This is a genomic window from Sporomusa aerivorans (assembly GCF_041428895.1).
In the GTDB taxonomy this organism is placed as follows: domain Bacteria; phylum Bacillota; class Negativicutes; order Sporomusales; family Sporomusaceae; genus Sporomusa; species Sporomusa aerivorans.
In genome coordinates, this window is record NZ_CP156926.1 from 12,294 (window position 1) to 26,340 (window position 14,047).

Here is a 14,047-nt window from a genome sequence, read left to right on the forward strand (position 1 = left end):
GCAGGAAATTTTTAAGTACTCCGTCAATATTCTGCTTTACCTGGTTTTTATTGATATTTTTGTGCATACATTGCGCTAACAGCGTTAATTCTGGTGAGCCGGGTGATTCGTTATAAAAAAGGTACACAAGCAATTACAGTACTATATAAGCAAGCCAAACACAAGCAGCACAGTTCTGTTTATTAAGACTGTGCTGCTTAATTTTAATACAATACTACCCAATCTAAAAATGTAAGAAAAAAGTAAGAATCTTGTCATTTATTCGTCAGGAAAAAAGGGTATCTCCGGCCTATAATTACAGTAGAATGTCGAATAAAGTAAAAGAGGAACAGATGTTTATACATATTATTGGGAGTGAGTTATTATGAAGCAACATTTCAGTATTGACGGCAGCCAGGTAAATATAAAGCTTATTGGGCAAATGTTTGACGAAGATGCAGCAGATTTAAGGGCAAAGCTGTCAGCTTATATAGATCAGGGATATAACACTTATATTTTGGATATGGGGGAATTAGATTATATTGACAGTTCAGGAATTGCTGTCTTAATTTCAGTTAATAAACGTCTGGAGTCAATAAGGGGCCATATTGTGCTAAAACATTTAAAGGGGGTAGTTAAAGAATTATTCACTATAACACATTTAATAACTGTTTTCGATGTCAGATCTGATTCTGAGAATGGCTAAGATGAGTTAAAAAGATAAGGCGGTGCAAGTAGATGGTTAAGGACGATACCAACTACAACAATAGTTATGGGACCACGAATGGTTCAACGTCACTTCCCCTTAATTTTTACTTATCGCTGCAATGCGAGAGGCGCACTATTTTAAAAGAAATCTTTTTATGTATCTATAAGATTGCCGGTGATGAAGTAGCTATGCTCCGGGTAGCTTTGGGCGAAGCCATAATTAATGCACTTCGGTACGGAATCAGTATAAGAATAAAAATCAATGTGATTGGGAATAAACTGGTGATACGGGTTAAAGATGACGGACCCGGTTTCGATGGAAACAGTCTTATTGAAAAGTATTTAGCAGAAGGAAAAGAGAAAATATTCAACTCAGGTATCTATGAGGAACATGGCCGTGGCATAAAGATTATGTTATTATGGACTAATCTAGTTACGTACAATAAACAAGGTAATGAAGTACTGCTTGTAAAGGAAATTGCTACAAATAGGAATCCTCTTCACTGTTGAAAAATCTTTAGCGGGGGATCTTTTCATGAAGGATACTTCAATATATGTAACTATATTTCATGCTTTGCCTGAAGCAATTATTATCTGTGATGAAATATTGAATATTATTGATATTAACTATGTTGGACAGCAGCTTTGCGGTTGTGCGGCAGAAGATTATAAAGGCAGATCTTTGCATAATCTTATTGTACTGAAAAATGATAAATTATCCTCCGACTCACTAATTGAGGCTCAAATAGCAACACCTCTGGGTTTTAGAAATATTGAGTTGTCAGTAGTGCAGGCTCCAAAACCCGTTGGACAATATTATGTTTGTTCAATAAGAGAAGCTGTTATAGACTGCAAAAAGGAACAAAAGCCTGTTGCTGACAGTATAGCTGAATGTCCCGTAGATATTGTGCACTCACTTGAACGGTATCTATGGGAATTTGATTTAGATGGGACTAATATCTTTTTATCAGACCGGATATCTGATATTTTAGGATACTACCCTGCAGAACTAATCGGAAAACCGGTGTATCAAATTCTCACGGCCAGCAGCAAGACGGAGTTTCTTAGATTAATGGAAGAAGCGCGGTATAATCCGAGTGTATTTAAAAATTTTATTTTCCAGGCAATTTCTAAAAATGGACAAGTAGTCTGGCTAAGCAATAATGGTATTCCTAAGTATAATAAGGATAAAAAATTAACGGGTTTTCGCGGTACCACTTTGGATATTACGACAGATAAAATCATCGATGATGCTTTAGCGCAAAGTGAAGAGCAATTTCAGCAAATTGTAAATGCTATGGCCGAAGGTTTATTAATATTAAGTCAAGAAAAAAAGATAATAGCCGCTAATAGACAAGCGGAAAAATTATTCGGCGTAACTTTTGAACAAATGAATGGAAAATCAACATTGGAACCGGAGATACAATTTCTACGGGAAGACGGTACAGTGTTTTCTGCCGAAGATTGCCCGGGTATTATAACATTACTAACCGGAAAATCATGTAATAATGTGATTATGGGTCTTAGGAAAAGAGCTGGGAATATAACCTGGATTTTGGTTAACGCGGAAGGTATCGGCGGCTTAGAAAATGCATTGCCGCAGCGGGTAATAATTACTTTTAACGATATTACCAGTTTGATTAATACAGAACGTGCGTTGTCCAGAGCAAATGAAAGGCTGCAAAATATTTTAAGCAGTCTTGATTTGTTATTTTGGTCCAAAGACATGTACAAGGACAATTTATATCTTCTCTCAAAAGGGTGTCAGGATGTATTTGGTTTTGAGCCCAAAGAATTTCTCAATAATCCCGATATGTGGCGGCAGATTATTCATCCTGACGATGTCTGCATTTTTGAGAATTTAAATGCCGAAAATCTGGCAGGGAACGTTGGCGTAAATGATTACCGTATCTACCATAGATCAGGCGAATTGCGCTGGATTCGCGATTATCGGATACCTGCGATTGGCCCGAATGGGAAAATTGAAAGAATTGATGGCATGATAATGGAAATTACAGCCAGAAAGCTACAGGAAGAAGAATTAAAGGCGGCTAAATCTGCTGCCGAGGATGCAAGTGAGGCTAAAAGCAACTTTTTGGCGACTATTAGTCACGAAATTCGTACCCCGCTAAACGGTATCATCGGTATGACAGAAATATTGCAGAAAACCAGTATGGATGCACGGCAGCAGGAATGCCTGGCGGCTATTACCAACTCGGCCGATCTTTTGCTTGCCATTATTAACGACGTGCTGGATTTATCAAAAATAGAGGCTGGCAAGATGGAGATTGAAACAGTTCCTTTCCAGTTAATGTCGCTTATTCATGACATAGAAGGACTATGCCGAACAAAACTGAACGCAGAGCAGGTACAAATGTCGGTGCAAATTGATGCTGCTTTAGCCGGCATATTTATGGGCGATGTGAATCGTATAAGTCAGGTATTATTAAATTTAGTAAGCAATGCGGTTAAGTTTACCTGGGAAGGTAAAATTGATGTTGATGTCTGGAAAGAGTTTGAGACACCGGAATATGTCAGGGTAAAGTTTCAGGTTTCTGATACAGGTATCGGTATTCCTAAAGAAATGCATGAGTCGCTGTTCCGGCCTTTTCAGCAAGCAGACGGCAGTACTTCACGACGATTTGGCGGAACCGGCTTGGGGCTGGCTATATCCAAACGCCTAGTGGAACTAATGGAAGGGACAATTGGCTTCAGCAGTATACCGGCAAAAGGCTCGATTTTTTGGTTTTCCGTGCCGGTAAAAAAAGGTAACAAGAACCAGATGTTTTTACAAAAAAATATGGATGCTAAAACGAGTTTCCATTCACAAAACCTGTTGGTGCTGGTTGTTGAGGACAATCCGGTTAATCAGCAGGTTGCGCAGGCACAACTGGAAGCAGTGGGAGCCTCGGTTCATATTGCTGCAGATGGACAGGAAGCAATAACACTGTTTGATAAATACCGGTATGATCTTATTTTTATGGATTGCCATATGCCGGACATGGACGGTTTTGAAACCACCCGTTTCATCCGGTTAAGGGAAGGTCAGGCAAGGAAAACTCCTATTATTGCAATGACTGCTCTGGCTATGACCGGGGATTTTGAGCGTTGTATCGAAGCAGGCATGGATGATTATATCACCAAACCTGTTAAACTCAATTTGTTATATGGCATAATGAAACGCCATTTAAAAATGATCTTATAGTCCGGAGTGGTTATTTCGGTAATTTTGTGCTGGGCTGATATTGTGACTACGTTGCCTTGGTTAAAGCAAATACCAAAGGAGTTGCGCTATGAAGCATCAGACTTTGCATCGTCAGTTAAGGATATGGACAGTGCTGCTTATTGTTATTCCGAGTGTAATGATTATGACTTTATACACTTTTGTGCAAATTAGCGTTGTTCAGCAAAAAAGTCTGGAAATGATTGGCCAGCGGGTCGAGCTTCAGAAAATACTCATTGAAAACTGGATAGACGAGCGGCGGGAAGATGTCCGCAAAATTAGTCGCTTGAAAGAATTTCAGGAGGCAGACGAAACTGAAATAAAAAATATACTTGGCCTTATGCAAGAAGGGAATCACAGCTTTGATTCCTTATCGTATATAAACAAAGATGGTTTATTTAAAATATCCACTTTTAGTGGCGGTATTCGTGTCGCTTCTGTTGTTGCTCAGCCTTATTACCAGGCTGCGGCGGCAGGACAAGACTATATCTCCGATATTGTGATTGGCCGCAACAGCGGATTGCCGCTTATTAATTTCTCTTCGCCAATATTTGATAAGCAGGGAATTTTTCAGGGGGTTGTGCTGGGATCTGTCCACACAACAACAATTGAGAAATTACTGAGGGACAACTGGATTGGCCACACGGGAGAAATTCTGCTTGTCAACCGGGAAGGCATCATGATTTCTGAGCCGCGATACACTAATATCCTGATTGACAAGGGAATGATTGATCCTAAAGCGAGAATGAAACTTAAGCTTTCCGACGATGCATTGCAGCATATTCAGCTTGGTGAAAGCGGCATTGCCAACTGGAGTGATTATCTGGGTAACAAGGTTATGGGCGCTTATCAATTTATGCCTGAATATGGCTGGACGTTAATCGGCAGTATCAGTGAAAAGGAAATTCTTAATCCGATTTATAACCAGTTAGCCATGATGGCTGGCACTACCTTGCTAATTGTTTTGCTTATTCTCCCTTGCGCCACCTGGTTTACCAATCGTATTAAAAAGCCGATAGACTGGTTAATAAATCAGTCAAATTATATCGCGGCGGAAAATTACAATATGTTGAAGACCGACCAGCAATTAGCAACTTTTTACGAATTTAATCTGCTGGGTGAAACCTTTGGCCGTATGGGCGATAAAATAAAACAAACTATCAATTTGCTTAAAGATAAAGAATTACTGCTTAATCAAAAAGTAATTCAAATTCAGGATATAAACGCCGCATTGGAAGAAGAAATTATGGAAAGGCAAGAGGCACAGGCTGCTTTGTACCGGCTGAATTCTGAACTGGAAAGCAAGGTTGCCGAACGAACTGTTGAATTAGAAGAAATTAATGCTACACTGGAAGAAGAGATAATGGAGCGTCAGTTGGCGCAGGTAGAACTTCAGAAATATCGGTTATTTTTTATTCATAGTCGCGATATTATGCTTTTTATTGATATAAACAGTGGCAGGATTATTGAAGCGAACCCTGCTGCTGAAAAAGCATACGGTTATATGCGGGATGAACTTCTTAACATGCGTATTACAGACCTTAGGATAGAACAAGAGGACGAGTTTCTCCGTGAACATATTAATCTTGCCTTCAAGCGAGGAATTACATTTGAGATTATGCATCGCCGGAAAGATGGCAGTAAGTTTCCTGTTGAGGTTAACTCGATTGGTGAACAAATCGGCAGTAAGGGAATTGTTTTCAGCGTTATCCGTGATATATCCGAACGCCGGAAACTGCAGAGTGAAATTCAAAGTCAGGTGGAAGTTGCGGGCGCTGTACAGCGATCCTTACTGCCCAATGATTATCTGAATGAAAAGCTGGCTATTCGTACTATCTTCCGGCCTTTAACAATTGTCAGCGGCGATTTCTACGGATATCGCTGGACGCATGATCAGAATATGTTTCACGGTTATCTGATTGATGTTTCGGGGCACGGTGTTGCCACAGCTCTTTATACTTCGGCTGTCAGCACTATGCTTAATGAAATGATGGATCGGGAACAGCCCTGGTCTTTAGCAAGACTGGGTGAGCTCAATCGTTATTTATGCGACAATTTGCAAGATAATATCTTTGTTGCGCTCATAGCCTTCTCCATTGATTTTCGTCAAAAACGAATAACATATTGGACGGCTGGAATTAACCAGGCATTGGTAAGTACGCGAACGGAAAGCGGCCAAGTTACAATTCCCGGAATTTTTCTCGGGGTCACCGAGACACCGAAATTTGGGACAATTACTTTGCCAATTCAAAACGGCGATACATTTTTTATATTCTCGGACGGTATATTAGAGCAATTGCCGCCCAAAGCAGTTGATAGTATTGGAAGATTTGATGAAGCTTATGAATTGCTTACAGATTTAACGGCAGGGAATATGAAAGATGATTGTTCAGCATTATGTATTGAAATAAAGGGGTTAAAACCGTTCCCAATACTTTTTGAATACTCCAGCCGGAAAGAAAATCGATCAGTGCGGGGACGCATCAATCATCTATTACAGAATCTAGCCGGTAATCGAGCTAAAAAAATTGACGTAGCGGTAGGGGAAGCTATCATGAATGCCCGGCAGCACGGCGACAGCATTAGGGTAAAAATTAATAAAATCGGCAGCTGGTTAATTATCAGAGTAAGAAACAGCGGGAACGGTTTTAATGGTAATGATAAGCTTGCCAACCTTGCAGCTACCGGCACCAGACAGATATTTAAAAATATGATCGACAGTGAAAGGGGCAGGGGTATTCCTCTCATGCTTGCCTGGAGTGACAAAGTGCTTTATAACCGGCTAGGCAATGAGGTAATGATAATTAATCATATTAGTCAGTAACCGGATAGCAAGTCTTTCCATATGATGCACTAAAGCTTGGCAGGTGGGGGGCATGACGGCAAAAGAGGCAGTCACCGACCAGTCGCCTGCCTCGGCAAATTCTTTACTGCGAAATATATAGGTTAAGAGATCTGCATAGGAGGGAATTGCGTGAATTATGAACTTCAAATTGAAAATGGACATATTATGGTTCAGTTAGCGGGAGCTATCTATACGGAAGACGCTGAAAAACTGCGCGGAGAATTACAGGAATATTTAGCACAGGGATATAGCCGCTTTCTTATTGATATGGAGCAAGTCGATTATCTGGACAGTGCCGGTATTGCGACGCTTATTGCCTTGCATAAAGGAGCAGGCAGGCAAGGGGGCAGGGTTACGCTGCGGGGAGTAAACGGGCTTGTTAAGGAGCTTTTTGAAATAACTCTCCTGACAGAAGTTTTTGAAATGCAGTAATTATAAAGGATTTTATGTTCGTCTCGGGAAATGTTTACATAGTAAAAGTATAACCTTTATGCCGGCATTTCTCGTTCGGTTGTTATTTAGGCGGGATAGCCGAGATTATATTGTTAAATGAGCAACTGTTATATCCCAGACCCTGTTGAAGACTACGGATGAAATATAGGTTTTTATATGTTTATTCATCTACATCTTTCCAAGTAAAGTAAGGAAGGTGTAAGAATTATGTAAGGACACAGTCATGTTTATTTTGTACAATAAATTTAGTTTTATCGCCGATTGCGGCAAAGGGAGTATATTTTATTTGAAAGTGACGGTGAAATAATGCCATTAGGTAAAATTACGGTTTTTTTGGAAATGATTAAATTTGAACATACTATCTTTGCCTTGCCGTTTGTCTATATGGCGGTCTTTTTAGCAGAAGGACAATTAATTATCAATCACAATCTGATCTGGATCACGCTGGCTATGGTTGGCGCCAGAACAACAGCGATGTCTTTGAACCGAATTATTGACCGGTATATTGATGCCGAAAATCCTCGAACCAGAAGCAGAGCCTTGCCAAAAGGATTGATAAGCCTGGTAGAAGCCTGGTTATATACAATCGGATTTACGGCTTTATTCATAGTTTCAGCCTACCAACTAAGTCCCTTAGCCTTTAAAATATCGCCGGTGTGTGTGCTTGCTTTTGTTTTTTACTCGTATACAAAGCGGTTTACCTGGCTGTCGCATTATGTGCTGGGATTAACAATCGGGTTTGCGCCGCTGTCTGCCTGGATTGCAATTAGTAATGCCATTGACACCGGTATTGTCTTACTTAGTTTGGGGGTTGCTTTGTGGGTAGCCGGTTTTGATATTATTTATGCCTGTGATGATTTTGATTTTGACCGTACTACAGGTTTGTTCTCTATTCCTGCCCGATTCGGAGTTGCGCGTGCACTTACGGTTTCGGCGATAACCCATGTGGGAGCCATGGTGTTTTTTATTTTAACAGGTATTATATTAATGTTAGGTGTAAGCTATTGGATAGGCTTAATTTTGGCTGGAATTTTGATGTTTAAGCAGCATGCGGCAATATCCCCTATTAATCTTTCAAAAATTAATTTTGCTTTTTTTAATCTTAACGGTACGCTTAGTATAGTTATGTTTTTGGCAACTATTCTGGATATGGGAATCCGATAGATATTTATGAAAGCTTATCCTTACCAAAAAAGAATCCGGTGCATAAATGTACCGGATTCTTTTTTACTTCCAGATAATAAGCTGGTATTATTGTCTTAACGGATTTTAAAAAATGTAAGAATTACGTAAGAATTTAGTTTATGGTCTTGCAGTATAATTCAATTGTGAGTAAATGAGCCATAGTATAATTTTAGATAGGTTATGATGATTTTTTATTTTAGTTATCGATAAGTCCGCCTTTTTAGCTTTACGGGAGGTCAACGTAATGAGTAGTAAAACAGAAAAATTATATATGCTGGTCGCGTGCCTCTCCTTAGTGGTATTGGCGTTAATTTCCATGATAGGCGATGTCCAGATAAGCAGAGAATCGGCGTTTTTATATCATATTACGATGGCGCTCGGCGTAGTTGCCGTAGCTACGGGTATTTCCTTCCAGGGAATTGTTTTATATAACCATAATACGTCCCTCTATCGAATATTGCCAGGTTGTATTTTTCTCTTTATTGGCAGCGTAACTTTTGTTCATGTAATGTCATATCCTGGCATGCCAATAAAGGCATTATTAGCAGCGAAAAATATAGAAAATGGTCAATTGCCCGCCTGGACAAGCATAACTGCCCGCCTTGTCCAGAGTATTGGTTTGTGGCTAGTTTGGCGGAAACCAGATATGCCCTTGAAAAAATCATGCCTTTTTTATTACTCTATCAGCGGTATTATTACTATTGCCGTAATATGGCTTTTTATAACGCAGGCTTCAAAATTACCGGTTCTGTTTATAGCGGGCCAGGGCGGGACTCCGCTTAAAATCCTTCTGGAAAATATAATAATTGTCGGTTTTTGTGCAACTCTCTGGTCCATCTATAAAGTATACCGTATTGAGCGTACACCGGAAGGTTTGAATTTAATGCTTGGTTATGTATTTCTTATAGGGGGACAGAGTATAGGAACCTTTTTTGCAAGCATTAATTCAATTGATATTCTTACGGCGCATGCTTATCGCCTATGCGGATTTTCTTTTTTACTTCGCAGTTTGTGTATATCGTCAATAGTAAAACCTTTTGAACAAAAACAGGCCGCCTTGCAGGCACTGAGGACTGCCCAGGGGCAACTGACCGTCAGTGAGAACCGGTTCCGGACTTTGGTCAACTCTATGGATGATTTTATTGCTACACTGGATAGGCAGCACCGTTTTACCAGTATTTACGGAGCTTGGTATCGCCAGCAGGGAATTGCTGTAGAGAGTCTTATGGGCTCGCGGGTGGATGATATTTTGGTAGGGCCGGTAAAGACATTCTATCTGGAAAACCTTGAGAAGGCGTATGCCGGACAAGAGGTTTCCTTTGAATGGAGTTATGCATTTTCTGATGGACTAAAGCATTTTCATACAACTTTGACTCCGCTGGAACAAGGTGAGTTTGATACGGATACGGTCTTAATTGTCAGCCATGATATAACGACTCTAAAAAGTACGGAAAAGCGATTGATGAAACAAACCAATCTGCTGGATGTTTTACATTGGGGAACGGCGGAGTTTATCCGCAAGAATCATTCCAGTACTGTCTTTGGGGCGATGCTTGACCGCCTGTTACATGTTACCGGCAGTGATTACGCGTTCCTGGAAGGAGAAAAAGCCGGGCAGAATGAAAAAGATTCCGTCTTCTTATCCTGGGAATGTATTTCAGATGAATTCGTGGAGCAGAGGGATATGTTGGCTAAAGTTGTACGCTGTCATGCCGATCAAGTTTTACAGCGACAGGAGACTATTTTGCAGGACAAAGCCGGTGAAACGCTGCCGTCGCTCATTGGTATTCCAATTACTTCCGGTGAGGTCTCTTTTGGCGTGTTGGTACTGGCTCGCCTGGGTTCAGATTATGATGAGGAAAAGCTAAAAATACTGCGGCCTTTTATTTCTACGGCCGGTATACTGCTTGAAGTTATTTACGCCGATAATGAGCGACGGAAAGCGGAGAAAACTGCGCAGGAAATGAAACAGGTAGCCGAAAAAGCCCTGTGGTCGAAAATTGAATTTATTGCTAAAGTAAGTCATGATCTGCGGACACCAATGACTGGCATTATCGGTATGATGGAGATGTTGCTGGATACTCAGTTGAATGAGCAACAAAGAAAATACGCAACGGTAGTTTATGAGTCGGCCAGCTCACTTAATATCATCCTAAATGACATTCTGGACTTGGGAAAAATGGGAGCTCAAAAAATTGACTTGCAGATTATCCCGCTGCAGATACGGCCTCTTATTGAAGGTGTCATTAGTTTGTTTAGCGTTAAAGCCAAACAAAACAGGACAGACATATATTTGGAGTTTGCTGCGGATACGCCGATCGTAATGGGTGATCCTGTTCGTCTCAGGCAAATTCTGATTAATCTTGTAAGTAATGCGGTCAAATTTACTCCCAATGGTGCTGTCGTTATCCGGGGCTGGACTATTCCCGGGCAAAATGACACAGTTATTTTTCATTGTGAAGTAAGCGATTCCGGCTGCGGTATTAAGGAATCTGTCCAAGATCAATTATTCACCCCCTTTTATCAGGTTAGTTCGTCAATAGAACAAAAAAGCGAAGGTTCTGGCCTTGGTTTGGCAATTTGCAAGCATTTAGTAGAACTAATGGGGGGAACAATCGGTGTCAGCAGTAAAAAAGGAGCGGGTTGTACTTTCTGGTTTTCCGTACCTATGCCGGTATTTCTGGAAGAACGGGAATCGCAAACCGTAAGGCAGGAATATAGGCAAAGCGTGTCTGCTGCGGGCTCAATACTTGTTGTCGAGGACAATCCTGTTAACCGCGAACTAGTGCTGATGCAGTTAGCCAAGCTTAATGTAATTGATGTTCACGTGGCGATTGACGGCAAAGAGGCTGTCAAGTCTGTAGAAGCTCATGAATATTCGATTATTCTAATGGATTGTTGTATGCCATGGATGGATGGATTTGAGGCCACCCGTATCATTCGTCAGTTTGAGCAGGCTAAAGGGCGCTATACACCGATTGTAGCATTAACCTCTCATGTTGAAGATTACTATCGCGCCAAATGTAAAGAAGCCGGTATGGATGGGTTTCTTAGTAAACCCGTGACCTTAAACCGGTTGACCGAGGTATTGCAGCAATATACCGTTAGCAAAGCAAACGCGAAAGTCTCCGGGGAATTAATATCATTGCCTGAGTCTACAGATCAAAAACCAATTCAGGAATTGGTGGATATGGATGTGGTAGAAGACATTCTGGAGCTAAGCCGCTTAAAAGGCTGTAATATGCTTGTGCGTCTGGTTGAGCTATTTGCTGATGAATTCCCCAAAAAATGTGAACAGATAGCGTCAGCTGCTAAGACAAAAGATACAATCACTATTAAGAATATCAGTCACAGTCTAAAATCAGGCAGTGCGGCAATTGGTGCGCAAGAGCTGGTGAAGCTATGTGCCGCTATGGAAGCACAGGCGTCAGAGGGGAACGTCGAGAATGTAGGCGATTTCCTAAAAGCAATCCAGCAATGTTTTAGAAATACAAAAGCTGTATATGAGAAAATTGCCTAGTGTATGTGCTTTACGATATCCGGCATTTATGTAAGGCGCCAAATTAAAAATAGGGAAGATTGGCTGACTCTCGCCAGTCTTTCTCTATTAATACAGGGATTTTAGTAGTAAAAAAATTTAAATATATAAGGTTATCCGCGGAGGAGATACTATATGAACGAAAGGGACTGGCAGTTACTTGATAAAGTATTGACTACACAAATAACAGGTGTGGCAATACTAGACAACACTGGAACCATTATAAAAGCAAACGATCGTTTTTTTCGTATGTTGAATAGTAACGCGAAATCACTGATAAATAGTACAATACGACAATTTTTGCCGTATGTCAGTTTAGATCAGCCAGTTTACAGAACCCAAAGTGATATTCAGAACGCAAATGGCGGCACGAGAACTCTTTGCTGGGAATTTGTCAAAGTAACAGATTCTGATGACAACCGATCTTTTTTTTTAATTTATGTAAATGATTATATGCAAGATTATGGTAATATTGATCAATTAAACAGTACCAAACACGAGTTTCTCGCAACCATCAGCCATGAAATCAGAACTCCCATGAATATTATTGTGGGAATGGTGGACCTCCTGCTGGCAACCGATCTTTCAGAACAGCAATGGAGTTATCTCCATCTCCTGCAGGATGCTACCGATGGCTTATTGATTTTAATCAATGATGTGTTAGATTATACTAAAATCGACGCAGGAAAAATGGATGTACAAAAATCAGATTTTAGCGTGACGGATGTTGTAATTGATGTGGTTCGCCTTTATGCGAAAAAGGCGGAGAAAAAGAATATTGTGCTTGATTTTACTATCGATCCGGTTATCCAAAATAAAATATGTTATGGCGACCGGATCAGAATAAAACAAGTTCTTATGAATTTAGTGGATAATGCTGTAAAGTTTACCGCAGCAGGTAGCGTCAATATTTATGTTTCGGCAAAAACGCAAGCCGGTTTGAGATATATTTATTTGGCAGTTAACGACACCGGGATAGGAATTTCGGAAGAACATTTGCAGAAGCTGTTTCAGCCGTTTTCCCAAATTAGTCATTATGGTGGCGGTAATTATAGCGGAACAGGGCTGGGGTTGGCTATCTCGAAACGAATGGTTGAACTTATGGGAGGAATCATTGCAGTAAAAAGCCAAAAAGGTTCTGGTTCTACTTTTTGGTTTACCATCCCGTTTGAACTGTCTGTCAACCCGAGCCTGGCGGCGGCCAGTACTACCACTTGCCAGCATACATTGGCAATACCGGATGAAGTATTGCAGCAGCCGGTGCTTGTAGTTGAAGATAATATTGTTAACCGGGATTTACTAACTCTCCAGTTAGAGCATATGGGGTTTTTGACAGTGCATCTTGCCGATAACGGCCAGCATGCTCTGGAAAAGGTGAAAAAGAATGACTATCTCTTCATTCTTATGGATTGTTATATGCCGGTTATGGACGGATATGAGGCAGCCAGGCAAATTCGCTACTTAGAGAGAACCCAAGATAAAAAAGCCGCTCTGATTATTGCGGTGACTGCCAATGCCATGCCTGGCGATATCGAAAAATGTAAGCAGGCAGGCATGGATTATTACCTTAGTAAACCTGTCAAAACGGAACATATTCGTCAGCTCTTATTGCGTTTGACAGATGCCGATCTGGTTAGAAATAAGGCAAATATCCCTGAAAAAATGGGTGTAGAGGATGTCCTGGATGACCTGATTATGGATGACCTGCTTGAATTGCAGCAACAAACCGGGCAACCGGTACTTGAGCGGGTAATAGGAATATTTTTTTCCAGCACACCATCAATACAGCAAGCGATTTGCCGGGCCGCGCAAGACCGGGATATATCAGCACTGATAAAAACAGCACATAGTTTAAAATCAAGCAGCGCCAGTATTGGCGCCAAAAGGTTGGCAACTATTTGCGGCAGGATTGAAACGCAAGCTAGGCTGGACACGCTTGGTGGCTTGGATACCTGTATAGCTCAACTGGAAGCTGAGTATCAAAACGCCTGTGAAGCTTTACGAAACGTCCTGAAAAACAATAATATAAAAAACAGCCGATAACCTGTCGGCTGTTTTTATTTTGTAAGAATACTGTAATTTTTTTGTCATTATCTGGTCAGGTTATAGAGATATA

Annotated in this window: 8 protein-coding genes; all 8 read left to right on the plus strand. The window is 40.7% G+C overall.

Features of this window, described 5'->3' with window-relative positions:
* The first annotated feature begins 364 nt into the window (after window positions 1-364).
* Window positions 365-685: an STAS domain-containing protein gene (locus SATMO3_RS00060; RefSeq protein WP_371375774.1), complete on the plus strand. Its 321-nt coding sequence runs from the start codon at window positions 365-367 to the stop codon at window positions 683-685.
* Window positions 686-717: 32 nt separating this feature from the next.
* A complete protein-coding gene (locus SATMO3_RS00065) occupies window positions 718-1,197 on the plus strand; it encodes an ATP-binding protein (RefSeq protein WP_371375777.1) in 480 nt (159 codons plus the stop codon).
* A gap of 25 nt (window positions 1,198-1,222) precedes the next feature.
* A complete protein-coding gene (locus SATMO3_RS00070) occupies window positions 1,223-3,892 on the plus strand; it encodes a PAS domain S-box protein (RefSeq protein ID WP_371375780.1) in 2,670 nt (889 codons plus the stop codon).
* Between the two features lie 88 nt (window positions 3,893-3,980).
* The gene (locus SATMO3_RS00075; RefSeq protein ID WP_371375783.1) at window positions 3,981-6,734 is read left to right on the plus strand and encodes a SpoIIE family protein phosphatase; all 2,754 of its coding nucleotides are present in this window, start codon (window positions 3,981-3,983) and stop codon (window positions 6,732-6,734) included.
* Between the two features lie 150 nt (window positions 6,735-6,884).
* Window positions 6,885-7,187 carry an STAS domain-containing protein gene (locus SATMO3_RS00080; protein WP_371375786.1) on the plus strand — a complete coding sequence of 101 codons (303 nt, stop codon included), beginning with the start codon at window positions 6,885-6,887 and terminating at the stop codon, window positions 7,185-7,187.
* Window positions 7,188-7,514: 327 nt separating this feature from the next.
* Window positions 7,515-8,372: a UbiA-like polyprenyltransferase gene (locus SATMO3_RS00085; RefSeq protein ID WP_371375789.1), complete on the plus strand. Its 858-nt coding sequence runs from the start codon at window positions 7,515-7,517 to the stop codon at window positions 8,370-8,372.
* 265 nt (window positions 8,373-8,637) lie between these two features.
* Window positions 8,638-11,913, plus strand: a complete 3,276-nt coding sequence (locus SATMO3_RS00090; RefSeq protein WP_371375792.1) for an MASE3 domain-containing protein — start codon at window positions 8,638-8,640, stop codon at window positions 11,911-11,913.
* Window positions 11,914-12,066: 153 nt separating this feature from the next.
* Complete coding sequence (locus SATMO3_RS00095; RefSeq protein ID WP_371375796.1) at window positions 12,067-13,974, plus strand: ATP-binding protein; 1,908 nt, start codon at window positions 12,067-12,069, stop codon at window positions 13,972-13,974.
* The last annotated feature ends 73 nt before the right edge of the window (window positions 13,975-14,047 follow it).

Coding starts and splice junctions, on each gene's coding strand:
- SATMO3_RS00060 (WP_371375774.1), top strand. CDS start 365: ATGAAGCAACATTTCAGTATTGACGGCAGCCAGGTAAATATAAAGCTT.
- SATMO3_RS00090 (WP_371375792.1), top strand. CDS start 8,638: ATGAGTAGTAAAACAGAAAAATTATATATGCTGGTCGCGTGCCTCTCC.
- SATMO3_RS00065 (WP_371375777.1), top strand. CDS start 718: ATGGTTAAGGACGATACCAACTACAACAATAGTTATGGGACCACGAAT.
- SATMO3_RS00085 (WP_371375789.1), top strand. CDS start 7,515: ATGCCATTAGGTAAAATTACGGTTTTTTTGGAAATGATTAAATTTGAA.
- SATMO3_RS00095 (WP_371375796.1), top strand. CDS start 12,067: ATGAACGAAAGGGACTGGCAGTTACTTGATAAAGTATTGACTACACAA.
- SATMO3_RS00070 (WP_371375780.1), top strand. CDS start 1,223: ATGAAGGATACTTCAATATATGTAACTATATTTCATGCTTTGCCTGAA.
- SATMO3_RS00075 (WP_371375783.1), top strand. CDS start 3,981: ATGAAGCATCAGACTTTGCATCGTCAGTTAAGGATATGGACAGTGCTG.